General features: G+C 45.5%; 17 protein-coding genes and 1 tRNA gene. 13 read left to right on the top strand and 5 right to left on the bottom strand.

All coding sequences use genetic code 11. The features are described 5' to 3' along the window. The first annotated feature begins 9 nt into the window (after positions 1-9). The 4 genes from EHO57_RS01140 to recJ all read left to right on the top strand — a co-directional run bounded on the left by EHO57_RS01140 (position 10) and on the right by recJ (position 3969). Positions 10-333: a flagellar biosynthesis anti-sigma factor FlgM gene (locus EHO57_RS01140; protein WP_135646952.1), complete on the top strand. Its 324-nt coding sequence runs from the start codon at positions 10-12 to the stop codon at positions 331-333. Positions 334-417: 84 nt separating this feature from the next. Next, entirely contained in the window at positions 418-1587 is a 1170-nt protein-coding gene (locus EHO57_RS01135) for an iron-containing alcohol dehydrogenase (RefSeq protein ID WP_135646951.1), read from the top strand. A gap of 156 nt (positions 1588-1743) precedes the next feature. Then, positions 1744-2064 carry a bactofilin family protein gene (locus tag EHO57_RS01130; RefSeq protein WP_135647253.1) on the top strand — a complete coding sequence of 107 codons (321 nt, stop codon included), beginning with the start codon at positions 1744-1746 and terminating at the stop codon, positions 2062-2064. Between the two features lie 3 nt (positions 2065-2067). After that, positions 2068-3969, top strand: coding sequence for a single-stranded-DNA-specific exonuclease RecJ (gene recJ / locus EHO57_RS01125; protein WP_135646950.1), 1902 nt, complete (start codon positions 2068-2070; stop codon positions 3967-3969). 97 nt (positions 3970-4066) lie between these two features. On the opposite strand, the gene pcnB is transcribed toward recJ, so the two are convergent. Further along, positions 4067-5527 (bottom strand): polynucleotide adenylyltransferase PcnB, encoded by a 1461-nt coding sequence (gene pcnB, locus EHO57_RS01120; RefSeq protein ID WP_135646949.1) that lies wholly within the window; start codon positions 5525-5527, stop codon positions 4067-4069. Between the two features lie 58 nt (positions 5528-5585). Between pcnB and EHO57_RS01115 the strand changes: the two genes are divergently transcribed. Together EHO57_RS01115 and EHO57_RS01110 are read left to right on the top strand one after the other, a co-directional pair. Continuing rightward, positions 5586-6602: a M23 family metallopeptidase gene (locus tag EHO57_RS01115; protein WP_135646948.1), complete on the top strand. Its 1017-nt coding sequence runs from the start codon at positions 5586-5588 to the stop codon at positions 6600-6602. A 69-nt stretch (positions 6603-6671) separates the two neighbouring features. Beyond that, a complete protein-coding gene (locus EHO57_RS01110; protein WP_135646947.1) occupies positions 6672-7631 on the top strand; it encodes a prolipoprotein diacylglyceryl transferase in 960 nt (319 codons plus the stop codon). Positions 7632-7923: 292 nt separating this feature from the next. Here EHO57_RS01110 and EHO57_RS01105 read toward each other — a convergent pair whose 3' ends face one another. Both EHO57_RS01105 and EHO57_RS01100 read right to left on the bottom strand, forming a co-directional pair. Continuing rightward, entirely contained in the window at positions 7924-9294 is a 1371-nt protein-coding gene (locus EHO57_RS01105; protein WP_246050485.1) for a protein-disulfide reductase DsbD family protein, read from the bottom strand. 258 nt (positions 9295-9552) lie between these two features. Next, positions 9553-11463, bottom strand: a complete 1911-nt coding sequence (locus tag EHO57_RS01100; protein WP_135646945.1) for an alginate export family protein — start codon at positions 11461-11463, stop codon at positions 9553-9555. 215 nt (positions 11464-11678) lie between these two features. Here EHO57_RS01100 and EHO57_RS01095 point away from each other — a divergent pair, with 215 nt between their 5' ends. Then, positions 11679-12437 (top strand): hypothetical protein, encoded by a 759-nt coding sequence (locus EHO57_RS01095; RefSeq protein WP_135646944.1) that lies wholly within the window; start codon positions 11679-11681, stop codon positions 12435-12437. Positions 12438-12763: 326 nt separating this feature from the next. Here the strand turns inward: EHO57_RS01095 and glnA are convergent, their stop codons facing one another. Then, positions 12764-14185 carry a type I glutamate--ammonia ligase gene (gene glnA / locus EHO57_RS01090; protein WP_135646943.1) on the bottom strand — a complete coding sequence of 474 codons (1422 nt, stop codon included), beginning with the start codon at positions 14183-14185 and terminating at the stop codon, positions 12764-12766. A gap of 305 nt (positions 14186-14490) precedes the next feature. Between glnA and EHO57_RS01085 the strand changes: the two genes are divergently transcribed. The 3 genes from EHO57_RS01085 to EHO57_RS01075 all read left to right on the top strand — a co-directional run bounded on the left by EHO57_RS01085 (position 14491) and on the right by EHO57_RS01075 (position 16270). Then, positions 14491-15756, top strand: a complete 1266-nt coding sequence (locus EHO57_RS01085; protein ID WP_135646942.1) for a hypothetical protein — start codon at positions 14491-14493, stop codon at positions 15754-15756. Between the two features lie 124 nt (positions 15757-15880). After that, a tRNA-Met gene (locus tag EHO57_RS01080) sits at positions 15881-15954 on the top strand. A gap of 22 nt (positions 15955-15976) precedes the next feature. After that, on the top strand, positions 15977-16270 hold the full coding sequence (locus EHO57_RS01075) for a Cys-rich protein (protein WP_135646941.1): 294 nt from the start codon (positions 15977-15979) through the stop codon (positions 16268-16270). 71 nt (positions 16271-16341) lie between these two features. Here EHO57_RS01075 and EHO57_RS01070 read toward each other — a convergent pair whose 3' ends face one another. Continuing rightward, positions 16342-19128 carry a chromosome segregation SMC family protein gene (locus tag EHO57_RS01070; RefSeq protein ID WP_135646940.1) on the bottom strand — a complete coding sequence of 929 codons (2787 nt, stop codon included), beginning with the start codon at positions 19126-19128 and terminating at the stop codon, positions 16342-16344. 77 nt (positions 19129-19205) lie between these two features. On the opposite strand from EHO57_RS01070, the gene EHO57_RS01065 reads away from it, so the two are divergent. From EHO57_RS01065 to EHO57_RS01055, 3 genes are all read left to right on the top strand, one after another. After that, the gene (locus EHO57_RS01065) at positions 19206-21032 is read left to right on the top strand and encodes a motility associated factor glycosyltransferase family protein (RefSeq protein ID WP_135646939.1); all 1827 of its coding nucleotides are present in this window, start codon (positions 19206-19208) and stop codon (positions 21030-21032) included. A gap of 109 nt (positions 21033-21141) precedes the next feature. Next, positions 21142-21882, top strand: a complete 741-nt coding sequence (locus tag EHO57_RS01060) for an SMI1/KNR4 family protein (RefSeq protein ID WP_135646938.1) — start codon at positions 21142-21144, stop codon at positions 21880-21882. Positions 21883-22002: 120 nt separating this feature from the next. Next, positions 22003-23046: a serine/threonine protein kinase gene (locus EHO57_RS01055; RefSeq protein ID WP_135646937.1), complete on the top strand. Its 1044-nt coding sequence runs from the start codon at positions 22003-22005 to the stop codon at positions 23044-23046. Positions 23047-23181: the final 135 nt, after the last annotated feature.

Below are 23181 nucleotides of genomic sequence, written 5' to 3'. Positions count from 1 at the left end.
GGAAAACCCATGACTATAGATAAAATAGGCGGCATTGGCGGAGGCTCGTACGAACCTCGTAAATCGACTCCTGTTCGCAAGAGTGAGACCAAGGAATCATTCGATAATATTTCAATCTCCGATACTGCTAAGCAAAAAGCTTCCGAGGCACGTATCCAAGCAGAAGTGCAAACGATCGCTCAAAAGATCGTTTCTAGCCCGGTAGACTCCGAGCGTTCTGCGAAACTCAAAGAAGTAAAGGAAAAACTCAAGAACGGAGATTATGACAATCTAAGTCCGGAAATCCTAAACGCAGTAGCGGATAGAGTTGCCGAGTCTTTCTTAGGACGCTAATACTTCGTTAAAACCCGGAATTCTTTCCCTTAAATTCCGGGTTTTCCCTTACCCTCTCTCAAAAATCTAAGGGAGACGACTCGAATGCCGATACTCCCCGACTGGATTAATTTCAATTTTCCTACCAAGATCCATTTTGAAGTCGATTGCGGCTTCAAAATGGGGAATTTCATTAAGAACATAGGTTCCCGCGCGGTCATTCTCTCCACCCAAAGCGAGCTGGAGAACATGGATGAATTCTCCATCATCAAGACTTCTCTAGAGAAGCATATAGACGGAGTGATCCTCTATGATAATATCGAGAAGGAGCCTACCCTAAAGGATCTGGATACTGCCGCTTACTTCGCGCGTATCTCCAATGCGAATTGTATCATTGGATATGGCTCTTTCGAAAGCCTGAACACTGCAAAGTTAGTCGCTCTTCTCGCAAATAACGATTCCTTTGCAGAAGAAGTCTTTATCTCTAAAAAGGCTCTGAGATTAAAGAAACCCATTCCGCTCGTTCTTATTCCCACTCATCCTGTGATGGGCCTGGAATGCGCTCCGATCTCTACCGTCTATATGGACGAAGACAGAACGGTTCGTTATTTCTCTCATGAGTATCTATTTCCGGAGATGGTGATCGCAGATGCTAAGATCAGCGCATTCATGACCTCTGCAGACGTTGCAAAAGTGGGCGTAGGGATCCTCGCCGCGGCAGTGGATAGCATCCTCTCCAAATATTCCAACGAACTTACGAACTCTTCTTCCTTACGTGCGATTGAGATCATCTATAAGAACTTAGTGCCTGCCATTCGGGATCCGAAGAACCTGCAATACAAGAACTCGATCTTCGGTGCAAGTCTTCTCGTGGGAATGTCCCATTCGTCCAGTTCATTAGGACTTTGTTATGCACTTTCCTTGGCCGCTTCCAATCTGACGAATCTGGATGTTTTCCAAGCGATGTCGATCCTTCTTCCCCACGTAATGGAATACAACCTCACCTCCTCCGCAGGTAAATACGTTATGATCGCAAAAGCCCTGGACGAGGACATCACGAATATTTCCGTGATCGAGGCAGCTATCAAGGCAGTAGAAGGGATCCGTAAGATCTATATCGAGTTAAAGATCCCACAGAGGCTTTCCGAATACGAGGTCCGAAAGATCGACCTTCCTGGGATAGCGAGCTTGGCTTCTTCGTTTCCTTTCTTGGATTCTCTTCCTAGGGAATTGCCTAAGAATGAGATAGAAACGATCTTAGTCGCAGCATTCTAATCTTACTTAGACAACCTCATAGAACTGCAAGAGCCGGTTTGCGAAACTCGGTCCCTAACTTCTTCTTTTGCCTCCTCTCGGAAAAACAGGTTAAAAAATTGAGTTATGTCGGAAAAACATTTGAAAGGCCGGATCGAGGTCCGAGTATGGAAACTCATGAGCGAAGAATCCATAGACACAATCATCGGCGAAGACATCCAGTTCCGCGGAAAGCTCCGATTCAATAACGCACTCAAGATCAAAGGCCAATTCAAGGGCACGATCGAAACCTCTGGCTCCTTGATCGTAGGCGAGACCGGTAGAGTTGAGGCGGATATCGAGGCTGGAACCCTAGAAGTCGAAGGTGATCTAAAGGGAAATATCAACGCTGCCTCCAAGGTCTCGGTTCGCAAGACCGGAAAATTAGTGGGAGATGTTCGTACTCCCGATCTAGAAATCGAGTCGGGAGCGAAATTCAGCGGAAACTGCATCATGTAATGTATGCCTGAACACGGCCCTGAATTCCAAAAACTTCCTCATTCCTCTTTTCCAGGATTTACCGCACTCCAGTCCCATGTGTTCGGAACCTTATTCGGTCCGAGCACAAGCAAAGAGATCCTATCCCAAAATCTTTCCGATCTTCCTTCTCCCTTTCTTCTTCCGGATATGGAAGAAGCGGTTGCGATCCTGCGATCCGCAGTGGCTGAACAAAAGTCCATTCTACTATATGGGGACAGGGATAGCGACGGAGTCTGCTCTACTAGCCTACTCGCTTCCTTCCTACGGAATATTCACCAAGGGAAATTAACAGTAAAGACTTCCAGCGAAGAAGATTACGGACTCTGTGCTCCGGCGATGAAATTCGTCAGAGACGTAAAACCGGATCTACTCGTTACCCTGGACTTCGGGACAAGCAATAGTGCCGAGATCCAAGAACTCAACCAAGAAGGAATTCAGGTGATCGTTTTAGACCACCATGAGATCCCGGAGACCATTCCTAGTTTCTGTAAACTGATCTCTCCGAAGAGAAGCGATTCCAAATATCCTTCCCAAAAGATCTGCACTTCTGTTCTTTCTTGGAAACTGATCACAGCCTGGCTTTATAGTACATTAGAAGAATCAAATATTCTTTACTGGGTCCCCGATGGAGAAACATTCTTTAGCGGCACTCTTGTGAAGAAAGGTATCCGCCTATTCAAAGGGGATCGTTCCGAAGCGGAGAGGCATTTTCCAGGCCCTTATACGGAATGGGAAAAGACTTCCAGAGGTCCGTTCCCGGAAAGAGAGGTATTCTATTCTCAGATCTCCAAGTATCCCGGTATCCTAAATCAGGTTTTGCAAAATTTGGATCTGGCTTCTATAGGGACGATCACGGATATGATGCCTTTGACAGGAGAGAATCGGATCCTTGTGAAAGAAGGATGCTCTACTCTACAAAGGATCAAATCGGGGGAATATTCCCATCGTCCCGGACTGAACCGCCTTTTGTCCCAACTGGATCTGAATAAGAAGAAGGTTCTTTCCAGAGATCTGGGCTGGAGCATAGGTCCTGCATTGAATGCTGCCGGAAGAATGCAGAAAACGGAGACTGCACTTTCCCTTCTTCTTTCTTCTTCCGAAAAAGAAGCCGAGGGACTCGCAACGGACCTTCTCAAATTAAACGAAGAAAGAAGAGAAAGGACCAAACGAAATTTATTCAGGGTGGAAGGATTCTTAAAGCGCAAACGGGAAAGGACGGAGAGAGCCATCCTATTTTGCTATGAACCGGATTTTGAACCCGGGGTCTCAGGAATCGTAGCCACAAGACTCGTAGAACAATACAAGAGACCCGTCATATTCATTGCACCGGACCACGGACATGCCAAGGGAAGCGTGAGAGCCTATGGAGAAGAGAACGTACTCAATCTTCTTAAAAAAGCGGAGCCAATCTTTCATCAGTTCGGAGGCCATAAGGAAGCGGGAGGATTTTCTCTTTCCATAGATCAGATCCCCAAACTCGCAGAGATCCTTTTCCAAGAAGCAAGCACTTGGTTGGAGGAAGAAAGAGTGGCGCAAACAAACCAAGAAACGAAGAGCTTGGTAAGTCTTCTTCCACAAGAATTGAGAGAAGAAATTTACGAAGAGCTCGGGATCTTCGAGCCTTTCGGTCAGGAAAATCCGGCTCCCCTTCTTTCTATCCGAGGCGCAAAAATACTATCCTACCGTCCACTCTCCGACGGAAAACATGCACGCTTCAAGATCCTAGCCGCAGAAGATTCTATCCAATGCATCGTCTGGAATAAGGCGGCCGATTTCTCCAACGCATTGAGAGAAAGAGGCGAACTGGATCTTTGGGGATACTTAGAGGAAAATACCTTCCGAGGAAAGACAAACCTTCAGTTCGTTGTGGATTCCTTCAGATAACGGAAACCTGCGAAGCAAGCGCAGGTTAGATCCGTATTTCATTAAATAGAGAAGGATAATCGTTTAGAATGTAGATCGAATTCGTTTCGAACGAAAATCAGTCTTGGGAATCGTCCGAGTCGAACGAATCTTCCTTCTCCGCTTTAGAAGAATCGGAAGATTGTTGTTTATTGTGACGAGGACCTCTGTCCGGCCTTCCCCCCCGATCCCTCTCTCTGCGATTTCGATTGGGACGACCGCCGCCGCTTTCTTTCTTACCGCCTCCGCCACCACCACCGCTATTCGGCAGTACTGGACGCTTTCTGAGGGAGATTTCCCAGAAGAATGCGGATTGCAATGCTTGGTCGTTATTCTCCGCGATCGCATTGATCTTGAATACGTAAAATGCATCGTAGAAGAAATCCTTCTTACGGAAGAAATTATTCTGAGAGGCTTTATCATCCTCGGTATGAGTGAATCTCTCCTGAGAAGCGAATACCTTGATGAGTCTCTCTTTGTCTTTCTTAGGAGTTCCCAATCTTTGGAAAATAGGTTCCAAGTTCTGCTTGAGGGTAGCAACCAAATGCCCTCCCTTCTTGTTGGTAGCATCTTGGACCAGATCACAGAATAAGAGCGCATAGAAGATCTGAGGCGTGAGTTCCTCTCTTTCCGAGAGAAGTTTGTCCGCAATCACCAGACGTCTTCCGATACCTGTCTCCAGAAATTTATCGCCGAAGTCGGGATTCTTCTTCCTTTCTTTTTCGAAGGCTTCTCTGAATAGAACTTCTAAGAGATGGTTCTGGGCCATTCCCTCAAAGATCAAAGAAGTCCTCCATGTACGGAAGATCTTATTATACTCTTCCAACATGCGAGAAGTGGAAGCCTTTTCTAATTCGAATGCGTTTTTCTTAATGGATTTGGAAGTTCCCTTATCGATCTTCAATCCGAGAAGCACCGCGAACTTTACCGCACGAAGCATACGCACCGGATCTTCTCTAAAGGATATATCAGGATTTCCGATGACCCGCAACTGTCTACTTTGGATATCTTCATACCCACCTACGTAGTCCACAATGGAATCATTCCTGATATCGTAGTATAACGCGTTAATGGTAAAGTCCCTTCTCGCAGCGTCTTCTTGCGGAGTTCCGAACTTATTATCTCTCTTAATGAGATAGTCCTGGTCCTCAACGTGTTTCTCGAATCTATGCTCCGGCAAAGAACGGAAGGTGCTCACCTCGATCACCTTTCCTTTGAAAAGGATATGAACGATCTTAAAGCGACGACCAATGATGCGACAGTTATTAAAGATTTTCTTAATTTGATTCGGCGTTGCGTTTGTGACAACGTCGAAGTCTTTCGGCTTGCGACCTAAAAGAAGATCTCTGACTCCTCCGCCGACGATATAAGCCTTGTATCCGAATTTATGAAGACGATGAATGATCTTTACCGCATCTTCGTCTATCATCGACTTGCGGACCGGGTGACTGTCCCGGTAGAATCTCTTTCCTTCCGGATAAATAAGAATGTCGTCGACGGATCCTATTTTTTTCTTGAAGAGATTGGACAGGAATTTCATATGATGGGATAGTTAATCCTATAATCTCGCTCTGACCCCTACCTGCAAGTAAAAATCTATGAACCACCAGGCAAAGTTCGAAGACCGCCCAGGAGCCCTAGAAAGGCTCAAGATCAAACAACTTCGATTTCGTTCTGCTTGGTCAAAGATGAAAGAAAAGGGCTCCAGAAAAATTTCTTTCCTGCTTGTTCCGCACGATCACGAGGCTGTGCTCAATGTAGAGGTCAGCGTTTTCATGGCCTGCTTTTTAGGGGCCCTGGCACTTGCTCTGTTCCTTCTCGCAAGCGCGTTCGTAGTGTACATGAATTTCTTCTTCGCCCCGAATCGGGAATTGATCCGAGAGACTGACAATAATGTCGGATTATTCTTGTACTACAACTCGCTTCTCAAAGACGCTAAGAAAGAAATTTCCGGATTGGAGAAGAAGACAGAGCAACTGAATTTGGTCGCCTGGGACGAGGTGCCTTGGAAGAGGATCCTAACCTTCGACTATGTTCCCGAATTCAGTCTTACTAAGGACGTGCCTGAATCTTCGACTAACATGAATTTATACCAAGACACTGTCGAAGGCTTCGCGGAAAGAAATATTGAGCTCTTCAAGATCAAGCATGCATTCCAAAACGCTTTCGACTATCTGGAGGAAAGAGAATCCATTCTCTATGCAATGCCTAGGGGGCGTCCTTTAAAACCGGGAGTGGGATTCGTGACTTCTACTTTCGGAGGAAGGGTGGATCCTTTCGGCTTAGTAGAAATGGGAGAATTCCATTCCGGTATAGACTTCGCAGCGGGAGAAGGAACTCCCATCTATGCAACCGCTCCCGGCATCATCGAGGACAATGGGCAGTCCGCAGGGGGCTTGGGAAAAAGCATCCGCATCAATCATTTAAACGGATTTTATACTGTCTACGGACACTGTTCCGTAGTCTTAGTAACCAAGGGTCAGTTGGTAAACCGAGGAGAGCTCATTGGACATGTGGGCTCCACTGGAAAAGCGACAGGCCCTCACGTGCATTACGAAGTTCATATAGGATACGATCCTCCTATGGATCCCGCAGAATTCGTAAACATGGAATGATAAAATTTCTCCGAACCCTTCCCGATCGGGGAACGAATTACTAGGGAAAATAGATCCAAAGAAGGAAACATGTTAGACGTTATTCCTATTCCCGGACTGGTCGATTTTGTCCGGGCTTATATTAGTAGAGATTGGGGAGGCATTTCCACTTTCAGCTTAATGGTAGTGCTGGCCTTTTTATCCGCCTCCTACCTTCTCCCTAAGGAATTGGAAAGAAGGAAATTAGATCCCACTCATGCGGATTGGCTATTGATCCTTGGGGTCTTCGGGACTCTAGTCGGAGCAAAGATCTTCTTCGTATTCGAGATCTGGGATCAGGTCTTTGTAGAGACTCCGGGCTTCGATGGAAAATATCTCTATCCACTAACCCATTTCAACGGATTCCCAGGAAGACCGGGACTTTGGTCCAGCTTATTCTCCGGAAGCGGCCTAGTCTTTTATGGAGGATTTCTATTCGGGATCCTGTTTATCAGCTTGTACATGATCAATCACAAGCTGGATGTAAAAGCTTATTTGGATGCAGCTGTCCCGAGCATGGCAATCGGATATGCGATCGGGAGATTAGGATGTTTCGTCTCCGGAGATGGTTGCTACGGATTCGCTACGGAAGTGAAGATCCCTCTATTGGTATTCACCTATTGGCCTACAAGCGCACATCCTTCCGGGGTTCCTGTTTGGAATACTCCAATCATAGAGTCCTTCATTTCCTTTTTGTATTTCTTTTACTTTCAGAAATGGGCAAGATTCCAGAATTTCAAACGCTTCTCCCTAGGGGCTCAATATTTGATCCTACATGGGATCGCTCGACTCGGAGTGGAGTTCCTACGAGTGAATAAGGCCGTTATCCCTTTCATGGATCCCCCTCAACTCGTCAACATTCCATCCAAAGACGGAAACCCAGCCTTCCTGACTGGCTATTACTGGCATGGATTTTCCCAGTCCCAGTATATATCCATCGCAATCATTCTGGTCGGAGTCTTCTTCTTGGCGAAATGGAAGCTGTGGGAGAAAGAAACGCAAACAGCGTAGTTTAGATTTAGATTAGCGCGGCCCTCACCCTTTCGCAGTGCCCCGTAGGAAGCGAGAAAACGGCCCGAGAGGAGCCGGTGACTAAGCGAAAGCTAAGTCAAACGAGTCGGCGGTGAAAATCCAAACGCACAAATTTAATCGAAAGTTGAGCGAAAATCAGCGCGGCCCCCACCCTCCTTCGGGTGGGGGGAGTGGCCCGTGGGCTTGGCACCCCTGTCCTATATCATAAAAAAATAATATCCACAACTACAAACTCGCCCGAACTGGGCGTCTTATCGCCGTAAACGCAGGATCACTCGCCCGAAGCGTGAATATTTTCTCCGCGAATTGTGCGGATCATGTCTGCGGTATTCAGGTAGTTAGTGGTTTTAAAAAGAACTCTTCCATCGGAAGAGAAGATTACGAAGAAAGGAAGGCCAATTTTTAATTCCGGAAAACGGGGATCTTGTTCATATATTACAAAATCCTTATCATCATCCTTCACCTTAAGAAGGACAGTCTTCCCCAATGCCTGGTTTAGGTCCGGATCGGCTAGGGTCAGTTCCTCGAATGCTTTACAGTTAGAACACCAATCCGCATAGAAGTCCACGAACACCAATCGATCCTGATTCTTCGCAAGTTGAAATGCCGGATCGGAGGCCCTATGCCATTCCAGATTCCCGTGTTCTTCTAAAACATCCTTCTTAAAATCGCCCAGGCTATTTCCACTCGCGAGTCGAATAAAGATAACCGAAGAACAGATCAGGCCCGTAAGCAAAAGCGCCTTCCTCATTCTTTCTGTGCGATGGACTTGATTGGATTGGTAGAAGTATGCAGTGAGAAGAATACCAACTGCTGCAGCCAAAATTCCTACGCTCAACTCGGATGGAATGGACCACAGTTGCATCGCCTTAGAATAATATAACCAAGAAAAGTAGAGCACTACAAAACCGAGAACGATCTGGATCCACTTAGTCCACTTTCCCGATTTAGGAAGCGAAAGACCGAACACTCCCAAGACCAAGAACGGGAGTCCTAGACCGAAACCGAATAAGGACATCTTGAATGCGGAAAGAGCAAGAGAAGAAACAGTAACTGCCTGTATACCCGCAGTGATCTGGATCAGAATGGCAACCACAACCGGACCCACGCAAGGAGAAGAAAGAAACCCAGCTCCCATTCCCAAGAAGAAGGTTCCCTTCCATCCTTCTCCTCCCTTCCATTCCTTAGAACGGAAAATGGGAAGATGCAAATATCCTAATGAAGCAAGGCCTAATAAAAAGATAATGATCGCTAAGAACAAGTTCGTGCTTGGATAGCGAAGAACGGTATTTACAGCTCCGCCCGAAATTCCCGCAGCCAGTCCGAAGCAGAAATACATAAAGGAAAGGCCTAGATAATAAACGAGAGGATGGAATAGCTTCCCCCTACCGGCCTCTCCTCTTGCTTGGATGATCCCCACAGTGATCGGATATAGAGGATAAACGCAAGGAAGAAGGCTCGCCATAAGCCCTCCTAACACGAGAAGGATTACGGAATGGAAGGTAAACTCAGAACCGGAGATGCCGGCTTCTATCCAGCGATTTAAGGACTGGAGCCAGGATTCGGAAACGATCTCGGATTGAGCGAAAAGGGAGTTAGAAAGGAAGAAAAGAACTAGAAGGAAAAGTTTTGGAGAAAAAATCCAGGCAGAAAAGAAGGGCTTGGTTTTCTGAGTAAAACGGACTGTCTGGCTCAAGTTTCTCTTCCTTCTCCTGATAAGACTAGTTTCGGTCATTGGACCACGAAATCCAAATTGAGATTTTATAAAGTCCGGTCAATCCGGAATCCTCAAGCGGGAAATGGCCTTATCGGCTGTACTTGTTTTGACTAAGAAGAAGAGAAGTACGACAAGAAAAAGCCCAGCCCTTCGGAAAAAAGGCCAGGCTTCGGAGAAGTTGCTTTAGATAGCAAACTGTAACGTGAAAGAGTAGTATGTACTCGTTTTCTCGTAGTTGTATTGCTTCTGATTTTTGATGGCATCTCCGGCATAGAGAACGGTTGCTCCGGCCCAAATAGAGAGATATTCGCTCACTTTTTTGATATAGATCAAATCATACTCGAGCATCAATCTATGTCCAGGTTGCCAATTTTTCAGGTAAGGATTGTTGGAATAGTTCTCAGTACTACCGGTAACCGTTTTTCCTGCCACGAAGTTCCCGTTCGCGTCGAAACCGGAGGAACCTGTGACTTGCGTTCTATTCCCGTCATACCAAGCATCCTGGGTCTTATCCTTGCGAATATCATACACGGCGAAGATGAACCTTCCATAGTCTTCGTTATAGTATTGAACATGGATGGAAGTAGTCCGGACGTTTGCCCAGAAGGCCGCATTCGCAATACCATTCCCTGAATCGAAGTAAGGAAATCCTCCGGATCTAGTTGCGAACAAAGGATCCCAAGTAGCAGATTTTCCATCCGCACGGTTCGGGTCCCCGGAAGCCCTTGCAAACTGGGCACCGATACGAAAGCCTTTATAGGTATAACCGGTTTGGGCCACGAAGAAGGAAGCGTCGTGCTGCACAGTTTCCTTATATGCAGAATGTTTATTCGTTCCACTTCCGATAGTGGTATGCAGTTGGTCCCAAGAAGCGTCGATCTGCTGCCCTGTGCTACCCGTTTGAACTGCATATTCTAAACCCCAGTCCCAAGATTTACCTGCAGGCAAACTTCTCCCAGAAGCAGTTCTGTTGCTCAAGCGGAGGCCGCTTGTCAAAAGGTTATCCCTTCCGTTGGTCCTGGTATTCGGATCCAAGGTTTTAGAAGTAGTAGTATTGTATTTCTTAATCACTCCGATCTCATACGCATCCAATACGATCTCCTCGGAAGGTTTCCAAGAATTGTAGAGAAAGGCAAGATACGTGTCATTCAAGGAATTCGCGCCTGCGACCTTTTGGCTATTTGCAGTCGCAAATCCGTTCGGACCGGAACTTTCTTCCGCGAGGATCGCATAACCTGCGTGAGTCGACCAAGTTTTGGTATCGAACGCAATCCTTGCACCGTCGAAGGAGTTACCTAACTGACTATCATTTCGAGATCCAATGATCCTGGAATCTCCATAAGAGAAAGTCTGACGGCCAAAATACACCTTTGTATTTGGTAGAAAGTCCTTCCAGATCACATATGCTTCTCGGATATCCGTGTTATTCTTCACAGGTACTTGGTTAGAAGGAGCCTTAGTAGTATCGTAAACCGTTCCGATAGAATTCGTAAATGCGGTGGGCCCGTATCCGGTTCCACTTGGATCCTTGTATTGTCCGTATAAACGAGAGTCCTGGATCGTAAACTTTACCGCGAAGGATTCGTTGATATCCAAAAGAGTCCAGAACTGAGTGTTTTGCGTAACGTAGTTCTTGGAATCGTTCGTGGATTTATCGAAATCTTGGTTATTATAATTCTCGAATCTAGGACGGATCTGAAATCCGAAACGCAGATTGTCAGTTAGCCAAAGACTAGAATTCTTTTTAACGGAGTCTTGGTGCTCCGGAGTTAAAAGCAAATTGCTCAAAAGCTCTCCGTCCAATTTTCCTTTCCATGGACTCTTAAAAGGCGGAGCCGGAGGCTTCTCCTTTTCTTTCTCCTTCACTTCCGTAGAAGCAGCCGGAGTCGCTGGTTTCTCCTCGGCAGACTTCGCAGGAGCTGGAGCAGAAGACTCCGTCTGTGCAACCGAATCGGCCGGTTTTGGATCCTGAGTTTGTGCGAAGACTGAACCTATGCTAATATAGCAGAGGAAGGAAATAATCCAAAGACGATAACTCGGCTTATAGATCTGTTCTTGTCGGTCTAGGGCTGGAAGCAGTTCAATTTTCAACATAGGCAGTCCTTTATTTTCGACTATTTTCTAATATAGCGGATATATGTTTTTCTTTAGCGGAATTTGTAAAGAATTTATTCGTACTTTTGCGGTTTTTTGGGAACAGTCCAGGGTCCAATTTGCCTATCCGAAGAACGGAAGGAGATCCTACAAGAAAGTAAAGGGAAACGATTTCCCCTTCCGAAATCGAAAAAAAGACCGATAAACAAAGCAAGATGCGTGGGAAAACGGAATCTACATTACTCTATCTAGGATTCATCCTTCTTCTCATCCTGCGCCCTTTCGCAGAAGCCCAATCTATCCCAGTCTCGATTAGCACAGAAACGGACATCGATTATAATTACGAATACGAGAAGAATGGACCATACACTAAGTTTTCCGACTGGGTTCCCTATAAATTGCATAAATGGGAGCCAAAATTCTTAGAAGACTACTATGAGATGTACGGTCTAAAACTTCATTATAAGGAAAACGAACTCAGAAGAAATATATTCTTCCTGAAGGCTGGATTGAAGAAGAGATTCAGGCATCCCAGAAATGCACTCTGCCCTGTGAAAAACGAGGAAGAGTATCATAAATACAGATTACTCATGTTCATGCATATAAATCTTCAGATCATGAGATCGTACATGAGGATCGCCTCCCAATTCGACAAAAGGCATTTATACTTTTATAATTTAGATTTTGCTCATGAGCTCAAACAGTCATTCGAGGTCGCGGACGGTTTCTACAAGGAAGCTGTGCCTTATTGGGAGGCTGCAAGGAAATACGCCGACGAGGCTTCCGAGATAGATTATGACCTGGATCTGGGAACCATGGAATCGGAGAGATATGAGATCATCATAGGCAAACTCGATTTTGGCCAGATCATCTCAGATCATAGATCCAAGCTCACTAAAAAGAGAGAAGTAGTGGGAGAATACTTAGCCAAGTATCCCGAAGCAGATAAACCGAATCTAGATCAGATCCCATAAAACCGAAACGGCCCCCACCCTTTCGCAGTGACCCGTAGGGACCCGACCCGATAGGAGTCGGTGACTGAGCGTAAGCTAAGTCAAAAACGAATCGGCCGTGAAAATCCAAACATACGGATTTAATCGAAAGTTGAGTGAAAATCAGCGCGGCCCCCACCCATCTCGGGATTGGGGGGAGTGGCTTGTGGGAGAAGCGAGTTCCCTATATCATCAAAACCTGAAATCAGCAACTCCAATCCTTGTAGAACTGGGCGCCTTATCCCCCCTCCTAAAATAAAAAAGCCCCGAGAACTCGGGGCTTTTTCGATCCATACTGATCCTTACGATTAGCAAGAATAAGTAGTGAGGAACTCAAATGGATGCGGGCGTCCTTCCCAAGGCCAAATCTCAGTTTCAAATTTGTAAGCCTTGTAAGTCTGGATAAACTCTTCTGTAAAGACATTGCCTTTTTTGAAGATTTCTTTTCCAGCAAGCATATGCTCGACCGCTTCTCTAAGAGTGTGAGGCATTTGTTGGATACCCTTCTCACGGATCTCATCCAGAGAAAGTTCGAACAAATCTTCTTCCCGAGGTGGTCCCGGATCGATCTTGTTTTGGATTCCGTCAATTCCTGCCATAAGCAATGCAGCAAAAGCAAGATAAGGGTTCGCAGAAGAATCTGGGAAGCGGAACTCAACTCGTTTCGCTTTCTCTCCGCTAACAAATGGGATCCTTGCGCAAGCAGAACGGTTCTGAGCCGAATAAGCTAGGATCGCAGGAGCTTCGAATCCAGGAAGAAGTCTCTTATAAGAGTTAGTGGAAGCGTTAGTGAAAGCGGCTACGGTTTTTCCGTGCTTCAATACACCACCGGTATAGTTTAGAGCTAACTCGCTCAAACCTTGGTATCCGTTTCCTGCAAATAGGTTTTTGCCATCTTTCCAAATAGATTGGTGGCAATGCATACCGTTACCGTTATCTCCGTAAAGAGGTTTCGGCATGAAGGTAGCAGTTTTTCCCCATTTGTGAGCCACGTTCTTAACAACATATTTCAGTTTTTGAACGTTATCTGCCGCTTCAATAAGAGTTCCGAATTTAACTCCGATCTCTCCTTGAGCTTGAGCAACCTCGTGGTGAACCACGAAAGTTTCCATTCCGATCTTGTGTAGGGTTTTAACGATATCGGCGCGAAGATCCACTTGAGAATCCACAGGAGCTACTGGGAAGTAACCACCTTTGGTTCCTGGACGGTGTCCAGTGTTGATGGAACCAGGCATATCGGTATGGGAATTCCAGATACCTTCCGAAGAATCCAATTCATAGTATTGGATATTGATCGCGTCTCTTACTTTGAGACCATCAAATAAGAAGAACTCGTTTTCTGGTCCGAAATAAACGGTATCACCGATCCCGGAATCTTTTAGGTATTTCACCGCATTTTTAGCGATGGAGCGAGGGCATTTTTCGTAAGCTTGGTTTTTATAGATATCCCAAACGTCACAGAATACTACAAGAGTAGGATCTGCAGTGAACGGATCCAAAAAGATGGAAGTCGGGTCAGGGATCAACTGCATGTCCGATTTGTGGATCGGTTGCCAAGCTGGGATGGAAGAACCGTCGAATGGAAGTCCTTTTAAAGTGTCTTCTTGTACGGAATCTACGTGGTAAGAAACGTGGTGCCAAGCTCCTTTAATGTCCGTAAAACGGAAGTCGTAGAAAAGAACCTTGTTCGCTTTTGCGAAAGCGATCACTTCTGCGGCATTTTTCGCCATTGATACATGTCTCCTATATGTTTGTACTAGGGGTCTCTAATTCGCACGCTCGAGCGTGTTCTGCCCATCATTATGCAAAAGATGTGCCAAGTACGAGAACACATCCGAGCTTCTTTCCCTCTCATTTTAAAAAATGTGAGATGCCCCAGAAAAGCAGCTTTGCTTACGCTAAAAATCCTTGAAGCGGAGGCAATCAGTAAAAAACTCCCCTTCAAAGGATTCTTGAGATTTTTAAGATCCGGGGTAGAAGACTGCTTGCAATCCGTCTCTGCATTAGATCAGTACACTACGCTCAAAATATAATCATGAGAGAAAACATGCATCCGATCCCACAATGGCCGAGCCCTTTCGATCTGAATGTTTCGAATTTTGCCGCAAAAAATTCCCAAGAACCAGATCCTCAGGAATACTTTCAGTCCGTTCTGAATTGGGCGGAAGAAAAAGGAGGAGAAGAATACACCTTCCTTTCTTTAGAGGAATGGCCCTTGGCTTCGGAGAGATTCGCTCTTCTTCCTTCCTATCGCATCAAAGAAAATTTGCAGCTTCCGAAGGAGGTCCGTCTCTCTTACCTCCTTCCCCCTTTATTGTACAAGAACCGAGTTTGCCTTTGGACCTCTTCCGACACTAGTATTGTAGAACATTATTATCATGTAGCAGCAAGGATCTCCGAGTCGGAACTCCAGTTAGCCCACCATCTAGAAGCAGGACATCTTTCTCTTCCTCAATTGGCCTTAACGGAAGAAGGGAACGAGTCCTCCTCGATCCTACTTGCAAGCAAACTCTGGGAGAAGAAGGAAAACGGAAAAAGGATCTCTTCCCCACTTTCCTTCGGCCAGGCATTCTTCTTAGGCTCCTTATCTAGAGAAGAAACGATCTCAAGATTGGAATTAAGATCCTTTGCCGATTCGGAACTAGCTCAGTCCGTTTTCCAATTCGTTTTAGCTAGATCGGTCTCTAAATACGGAAGCATACTTTCTTCTCTAGGAAAGACGGACATAGAAGGGAGTTTGGGATTTCAACCTTCTTCCTATCTTTCCTTCCCTCTGCAACTTTTGATATTTGCATGCATTTTTGCGGATGCGATCGACGAATTGGTTTCTCTCTGGATAGAAGAAAGACCGAAAGCAAAAGATGCCATCTCCAAATTGCAGGAATGGATCCGAAAAGAAGAGCAGATCCCTCACGCAGAAGAAGAAGGGATCGGTTCCCTATTCCAAGAAAGGACCATTCGACTGATCGATAAGTACATAGAACGGAATGATCGATTCATAGAGAAAAGATTGGAATGGGAATACACAAATTGGAAAAAACGGATCGAATCGAATTCTGCTAAAAGAAAACAGGAAATCGAAGAAGTCTTGGTCCCGGACCTGATGTCCAGGATAGGCGCTCATTCCCGAATTTCCCTTCCAAACGATCTCCAAAAATCCTGGGAAGAAATCGGAAAATCCTTACAGTTAGAACTGGAAAATCTTCTCTTGGAAAGAAATAAATTGACCGAATCCAAGCTGGATCCGAACGGAAAAAGCCCTGAAAGCTGGAACGATCTTCTCTCCAGAAGGTCAGAATAGGAAAACTGAGGGCCGTTGCCCTAGGGAATGTTTCGGGCCAGAGCAAAGAGAAATCTTTGACAAGGCCGGTCTTTCGAAAAAAATGACCGGTGAAAGTCCTAACAGACTTTCCCTAGGAATAAACGGCGACGTAGCTCAGCTGGTTAGAGCGTCGGAATCATAATCCGCAGGTCCGGGGTTCGAATCCCTGCGTCGCTAGATCCTCTGGAGAAGATCATTCATGAAAAAAACAATCCTCTTAACCCTAGTCCTTGCTTACTCCGTGTTCTTCGGATATTCCAGCTTGAGCGCTCAAAGCCAGGCTTGTAACCAGATCTGCGATTTCTATACGAATTGCGTAGAAGCTAAAAAGAAGCTGGGCGCAGAAGATAAAACCAAAGTTACCGCAGGCTGCCTAAACACTTGCCGTAAGAATTACTCCGCAGTCACTTCCTGCTACGAGTCTCATAACGGCCAATGCGCTGCATTCAATACCTGCCTCACCAGCGCTTACAATAGCAAATCAGGCAAATAAGATCCTTTCTTCTTTCTTAGGAGAGCTTACTTCGCTCTCCTAAGAATTCTCCCTTCAGAAATCTAAAGCGTTTAAACCGCTTCTACAGCCTTGCCGCTGCCTGCAAATTCACGGGCCTCATCCAACCTCAGACTGATGATCTTTGAAATTCCTGGCTCCTCGTTTGTGACCCCAAAAATGGAATTTGCCCTATGAATGGTGGATTGTGCGTGGGTGATGACCACAAACTGGGACTTATCCTTGAACTTATCTAAGATCTGGCAGAAGCGAAGTTTGTTCGCCTCATCGAGTGCCGCGTCGATCTCATCTAGGAAACAGAAAGGAGAAGGTTTCACCATATAGATCGCGAACAGAAGTGCGATCGCAGTCAGTGATTTTTCCCCACCGGAAAGAAGCCTCAGGTTCTGCACGTGCTTTCCGGGCGGCTCTGCCATGATCTCGATGCCCGCATTTAGGCTGTCTTCGCCATCCACGAGTTCCAGCATCGCCCTTCCCCCATTGAATAAGGTGGAGAAGGTCTCTTGAAAATTCTCTCGGATCTTTTCGAAGGTCTCTCTAAATAATTTTTCGGACTCTTCGTTGATGTTTTTCAGGATCTCCGCGATATCGTTTTTAGATCTTTCGATATCTTCTTTTTGAGTTCTATGATGTTCATAGATCTCTTTTACATTCCTGTATTCCTCGATAGAAAGAGGATTGATGGAGCCTAACATTTGGATATCGGATTTCAGGCGTTTCAGTTTGGATTCGCTTTCGCCCTTCTCCAATTTCTTTTCCTTGAATTCGTCGGAGAGTTCCTGCTCGGAAATAGAATAGTCGTTGTACAATTCCTCGGAAAAGGATTCCAATTGGACCTTATAAACGGAGACTGCCTTTTCCTTCTCCGTTAAGATTGGGAAAAGATTTTTGTAATCCTCTTGGTTCTTCTGGATCTCGTTCTTCAATCCTTGGATTTCTTTGACTATATTTCTAAGAGCTTCCTTTTCCGAATCTAAAGCACGGCTCATTTCCAGGAATTCGTTGTATCGATTCTCTATCTGTTGTTCGAGTTCTACTACTTCCTTTTCAAACTCAGTCTTTTTAGTAGCCAGGGTCTTCATGGAATCTTGAGCGGCGAAGATCCTTTTTTGGGTCTCTTCTATCCTTTCGCCCAGAGATTTAGCGGACTCTATCTTGGAATTTCTCTCTGAATTCAATTCCAGGATCCGCTTTTCGAGATATACGATCTTTTCACGGATATTCTCCGCTTCTTCTCGTAAGGTTTCGATCGTAATCCCGGATTCCTTGATGGAACGGGTATGATTCTCGTTTTCTAAGATCAGATCCTCTATCTCTTGGTCCAGACCCTCTTTCTGGGAAAGGAATCCATCCCGATCAAATAGAAGACTACGAATGCTGTCCTCCAAGGAGAAATATTCTCCCAACTGAGAACGGAATTGCTCTATGCCAAGCTTGCCGACAAGATAAGAGATCTTTTCTTTCCATTCTTCCTGTGAAGAAGAGACCGAAGATTGCATTTCCAAGCTAAGAGAATGGATCCGATCCGCTTCTTGGAGAAGAAGATCCTTGAGTCGATTCCTTTCCTCTTCTGTGGCCTGAGCTTCCTTCTTACGGGATTCCAATTGAGTGATCAGATCGAAGATGACTTCCTTTAGCTTCTCTCTCAATTCCACATGGCGCTTATCATTGGATTGGATGCGGGTTTCCTTGTCTTGGATGGAAAAATTCTCCGCCTCGATCTTGGACTCGATCTCGGATCTGTTCTTGCGAAGGTCCTCGATCCCAAGCTCTAGGCTCTTGCTTTCGCCTTCCAGATCCACGGATTCCTTTTCTAACTTCTCTTTCTCGATCAGGAGAAGACTACTTGTGGATTCTTCCTTAGTTAAGGATTCTCTAATATCGGAGATGCGATCCGCATAATCCTGGATAATTCCCTTATTGCTCTCTACCTTATCCTTTTGGATCTGGGTTTGCGTGAGATGGTCCAAGAGCTTCTTGTCTATCTCTGCTACCTTCTTTTCCAGGTCGGATTTTTGTTGGTCCAGTTCTTCGATCCTTCCCGTCTCAGCAGAGATCATCTCCAGAAGAACTCGGTTCTTTTCCTTGATCTCTCTGAGTTCCGTCTCGGAAGTCTCATGCTTTCTAGTCAAAGTAGAGAATTTAATATAACGTATGATCTTGTCGGTCTCGTCCAGCTCTTGCTTCAGACGGAAGTATTCTTCAGCCTTCTCCGCTTGCTTCTCCTTGACCTCCATCTCCTTCTTCATGGTATTCATGATATCTTGGATGCGAAGAAGGTTCTGGTTCGTATCGGAAAGCTTTTTGAGAGCCTCTTGCCTTTCCATCTTGAAGCGGGAAATACCGGCTGCTTCTTCAAAGATCAGCCTGCGTTCTTCCGGCTTGGAATGAAGGATACGATCCACCTTTCCCTGCTCCATGATGGAGTAACTGGATTTTCCGATCCCGGTATCCAAAAGGATCTTTTCGATCTCCTTTCTTTGTACTCTCGAATCGTTAATTAGATATTCATTATTTCCATCCGCATACAATCTGCGGGACAACTTGATGGTAGGATAATCCATCTTAATGAGTTTGGAAGAGTTATCGAATACAACGCTTACTTCGGCGAAGCCGGCGGGCTTCCTTGCTTCGGAGCCGTGAAAGATAACATCGTCCATCTTATCACCACGAAGGCCCTTGGCGGATTTTTCACCGAAGACCCATTTTAAAGCGTCGACTATATTCGATTTTCCAGAACCGTTAGGTCCTACAACTGCGGTAAATCCCGGATCGAGAAGGACTTCCGTCTCGTCCGCAAAGGTCTTGAATCCAACAATATTCAGGCTTTTGAGATACATATGTATTTTTGTGTTTCTTTGGGAAATTGATTGCAAGTGACCAGAATCGGGCGGACTCTGGAATGCTTAGGAGTATTATGTCTCACGATCTCCCGGAAAAAACAAGAGAAATATTCGGGAAAAAACCCTATCTCAGTCTCTATTTCCAGAATGTTCCCACGGAACCCTTGGAGTTCCGTTTGGAAGCGGCAAAGAATCCCAAAGAAGTTTTTGTAAGCAGGAATGGAAGAGCGCTCGCAAGTTCCGTAGCTCCTCTTACCCAAGCAAAGCGCCAGACGGATTCCGTGCAGATCCAATCCACGGATCTAGTGGCCATCTTAGGTCTCGGAAATCCTCATCTCATCCGAGAGGTGAATGCAAAACTAGAACCGGGACAAATCCTCCTACTCGTAGACAAAGAAAAGGATCTCATTTTTCCTCTTTGGGAAGAATGGCTCGAACCTGTCATGGAGATCCCAGGCAGGCATTTATTCTTAGGAGAAAGCTCCCTTCCCTTACTCTGGAATTATCTAGAATCATTACCTGTCGAACGAGTCTCCGGAATCCGGATCCTACGAAATGCAGCTAGCGTTTCCTTAGAAGAAGTCTTCTATGCGGAAGCGGATATCCGGCTCCGAAAGATCCTTTCTTCTAAGATGAGCGATCTATTGACCAAATTCGAGTTCGAAAGGATTTGGGTACGCAACTCTCTTGTAAACACTGCTAATTTTCTCTCTCCACCAAATCCTAAAACAAGAATAGAGTCCTTAAAAGAGAAGTTTGCTGGAGTTCCTTCTCTTTTAGTTTCTGCGGGACCGAATCTAAGAAGACAATGCGAATGGATCCGAACGATCCGAGATAAAGTGTTCGTGATGTCCTGCGATACTTCCCTCAAAGTTTTGCTTAAATATGGCATCATTCCTGACGGGATCATGACCTTGGATGCACAGACCCATTCCGTATTCCATTTCTTGGGAGAAGATACCAAAAGGATCCCTCTATTTGCGGACCTGGTCAGTTCCCCACCTATATTAAGAAATTTGCAATTTAGATCTGTCGTTCACAGCATCACCGCAAAATATCTGGTAGATGCTTCCGGAGAATTAAAAAGAGAAGCTACAGCGGGAAGTAAGAGCGCAGAGTCCCTACTCGGGCCGATCGGAGATGTACAATCCGGAGGAAGTGTGGCCACTACGGCCTTCGATCTACTAAGGGGCCTTGGATGCAGACCCTGTTTCCTAGTAGGCCAGGATCTGGCTTATTCCGGAAGAGAGATCCATTCTACAGGAACTCATCATAATGAGAAATGGCTTACCCTTCTCACGAGAAAGACAAGCCTGGAAAAGATCAATGAAGCAGTGGTCCGTAAGAGAGACACTCGCTATGTGCCTTCGGTCACCGGAGCCGAAGTATTAACGGACTATGTTTTGGATCTGTACCGGCATTGGTTTGAGGAATCTGCCAAGTCTTTAGATTTTCCCATTTACAATGTAAACACCCAAGGTGCCAAAATAGAGAATACGGAGAACATAGGTCCGGAGGAAGCGACTCGGATCCTGGAGACATTTCCGGATCACGGATATTTTTGGCAGGAATTCCCCGCCTGGAAGCCGGAGATCATCCAGGAGGATCTTGTAGGATCTCCTGCAAACTTCAAAAAGGATCTTTTGAAGACCATAGATTCGATAAAATCGGACTTCTCCGTACCGAGTCGCCAAGAAGAATCCTATGAAACACTTCTCTCTTTATTTAGAGAAAAACTAGGACCTTGGGAAGATCTGAGATATCTGATCCGAAAAACGGAAGTATATATACTTCGTCACAAAGACAAGTTAGACGAGATTAGAAAGAGACAATTGTTTATAAGTGCGATTCTGAAAGAATTCACCGGTTTGAGAAGAAAACTTTTAGCCGGAGAGAACTAAAGAAATCTATTCCTCTTAAGTTTGCCTATCCAACGATCCGAAACTACATTCGTTCTAAATCCGAATTTCAGGCTTTACAGACCTTTGTATATACACAGTTTTGGAAGCTATGCTTCAGCAATTGATCGAAAAACTCTACGAACTCACTTGGAAGAAAACGGGAAACAAGAACGAATTACTCAATCCAGGATCGCAAACGAATTCTAAGAAATTTCCTTCTCAGTTGCAGAAACTATATTCGATAGCCGACGGCCAAAAAGAGGAATTCCCGAGTTTATTTTTGCATTACTCATTCATGCCTTTAGCGGATGCGATCCAAGAGAAAGAGATGTTAGACGAATTGGCAATCGAGGAAAAATGGGATGAGATGGCCGAAAAGGAAGGCTTGGAAGATCCTTGGTGGGATAAAGATTGGTATCCTTTCGGAGATCTTCAGAGAACCGGAGACCTTCTGGTCTTAGATAAGAAAACTGGCAAGATATTGGAATTCATCCACGATTCTCCGGAGCGAGAGGAGCAAGCCGAGTCACTAGAGGCCTATCTGGAAGATTTAATCCAAGGATTAGAATCCGGAGAATTATATTTCGATCCGAAACTCGGGATCGTCGACAGAGGAGCCGAAAGTTTTAGGAAATTTGCAATCGATGAGTCCATCGAAGCACGGAAAAAAAATCGCTGGAGAATAGACTGGGCAAATATCAATTGGAAGCAATTTTGGCTGGATATAGCAGTAGGTGACAGGCCTGAGGGCTTTGGCTACTTCGGAAGAATCATCCAAGCATTTGTCTTTGCATTTTATGTTTTCTTAATATTTTTATTCAAATGGATCTATTCTCATTTTAGCGGCTAATAAATAAATACGCGAATGGCTTTCAGTTTAGAAAAATTTGCCATTTTTAGACCAACGGCGACAGTCGCAAAATAATAAAAAATCCTATGATTGTTATTTTCCAAATAGATATTAGCAATCATGGAAACCCCCGGCAAAGAATTCTATAATCGACTGGACATAGACTCGGTTTTGACAGCGGTAGAAGACGCAGGATTTCCGGTCTCCGGCCATTGCCTTGCCTTGAACAGCTTGGAGAACCGAGTCTACGATGTAGGCTTAGAAGAAGGCGGAAGGCTTGTCGTAAAATTCTATCGCCCCGCTCGCTGGTCACTTTCCCAAATATTAGAAGAACATTCTTTTCTAAAAGAGCTGGAGGAAGCTGAAATCCCGGTGATCGCGCCGATGCAATTGGAGAATGGGGTCACTGTCCGAGAAACAAAAGGGATTTATTATACACTCTGGCCGCTCCAAAAAGGAAGATTGGTAGAAGAGTTGACCGAAGAGAATCTTCCCATCCTAGGAAGGCTACTTGCAAGGATCCATAATATAGGCGCTTCTCGCCCTTCTCAACATAGACTCCATCTAGATCTCAAGAACTTCGGAGAGGAACCTTTGCGTTTTTTGCAAGAGAAGGAGTTCCTACCAAAATTCTTGCAATCGCGCCACGAGACTGCCTGCCGACAGGTCTTTCGCAGATACTCCGAGGTCTCCAAATCGATTCCAACTCATAGGATCCACGGAGATTGCCATAAGGGAAACCTGATCCAAACCAAGGACGGGTTCTGCTTCATCGACTTCGACGATTTCGTAACAGGACCTGCCGTTCAGGACCTCTGGATGCTTCTTCCTTTCGGAGATTCCAGATCCGATTACGAAAGAGAACTATTCCTCTCCGGCTACAGAGAGTTTCGGGAATTTTCCGATACTTGGTTCGATCTGGTAGAGCCGTTGCGAGGCCTGCGCTATATTCATTATTCTGCATGGATCGCAAAACGATGGGAAGACCCTTCCTTTCCGAACGCCTTCCCCCATTTCGGGACAGACGAATACTGGGAGAAGGAGACGACCGACTTAGAACGATTGGCCTTCCAACTTCCACAATCGATAGAAGAGAGATCTTTTACCCAGAAGAATGAAGAAAGCGAACTTACAAATAAGGACTTCTTCTGGGACTTGGAGTGAGGAGTTCCTACACGAAAATCCTCCACGGGAAATGTACTTGTAAAGAAGGACTTCTTGGTGTAAGGAGCGGGTACCACCGCTTCGCTCCGGCCCCCACCCAACGAGGGCGGGGCCTCGCCCTGTACTCCCAAACCA

The sequence above is a fragment of the Leptospira langatensis genome, assembly GCF_004770615.1.
GTDB lineage: Bacteria > Spirochaetota > Leptospiria > Leptospirales > Leptospiraceae > Leptospira_B > Leptospira_B langatensis.
Note: the sequence above shows the minus strand (reverse complement) of the source record. Positions and strands in the feature narration are given on the sequence as shown.

Coding starts and splice junctions, on each gene's coding strand:
- EHO57_RS01140 (WP_135646952.1), top strand. CDS start 10: ATGACTATAGATAAAATAGGCGGCATTGGCGGAGGCTCGTACGAACCT.
- EHO57_RS01135 (WP_135646951.1), top strand. CDS start 418: ATGCCGATACTCCCCGACTGGATTAATTTCAATTTTCCTACCAAGATC.
- EHO57_RS01130 (WP_135647253.1), top strand. CDS start 1,744: ATGAGCGAAGAATCCATAGACACAATCATCGGCGAAGACATCCAGTTC.
- recJ (WP_135646950.1), top strand. CDS start 2,068: ATGCCTGAACACGGCCCTGAATTCCAAAAACTTCCTCATTCCTCTTTT.
- pcnB (WP_135646949.1), bottom strand. CDS start 5,527: ATGAAATTCCTGTCCAATCTCTTCAAGAAAAAAATAGGATCCGTCGAC.
- EHO57_RS01115 (WP_135646948.1), top strand. CDS start 5,586: ATGAACCACCAGGCAAAGTTCGAAGACCGCCCAGGAGCCCTAGAAAGG.
- EHO57_RS01110 (WP_135646947.1), top strand. CDS start 6,672: ATGTTAGACGTTATTCCTATTCCCGGACTGGTCGATTTTGTCCGGGCT.
- EHO57_RS01100 (WP_135646945.1), bottom strand. CDS start 11,463: ATGTTGAAAATTGAACTGCTTCCAGCCCTAGACCGACAAGAACAGATC.
- EHO57_RS01095 (WP_135646944.1), top strand. CDS start 11,679: ATGCGTGGGAAAACGGAATCTACATTACTCTATCTAGGATTCATCCTT.
- glnA (WP_135646943.1), bottom strand. CDS start 14,185: ATGGCGAAAAATGCCGCAGAAGTGATCGCTTTCGCAAAAGCGAACAAG.
- EHO57_RS01085 (WP_135646942.1), top strand. CDS start 14,491: ATGAGAGAAAACATGCATCCGATCCCACAATGGCCGAGCCCTTTCGAT.
- EHO57_RS01075 (WP_135646941.1), top strand. CDS start 15,977: ATGAAAAAAACAATCCTCTTAACCCTAGTCCTTGCTTACTCCGTGTTC.
- EHO57_RS01070 (WP_135646940.1), bottom strand. CDS start 19,128: ATGTATCTCAAAAGCCTGAATATTGTTGGATTCAAGACCTTTGCGGAC.
- EHO57_RS01065 (WP_135646939.1), top strand. CDS start 19,206: ATGTCTCACGATCTCCCGGAAAAAACAAGAGAAATATTCGGGAAAAAA.
- EHO57_RS01060 (WP_135646938.1), top strand. CDS start 21,142: ATGCTTCAGCAATTGATCGAAAAACTCTACGAACTCACTTGGAAGAAA.
- EHO57_RS01055 (WP_135646937.1), top strand. CDS start 22,003: ATGGAAACCCCCGGCAAAGAATTCTATAATCGACTGGACATAGACTCG.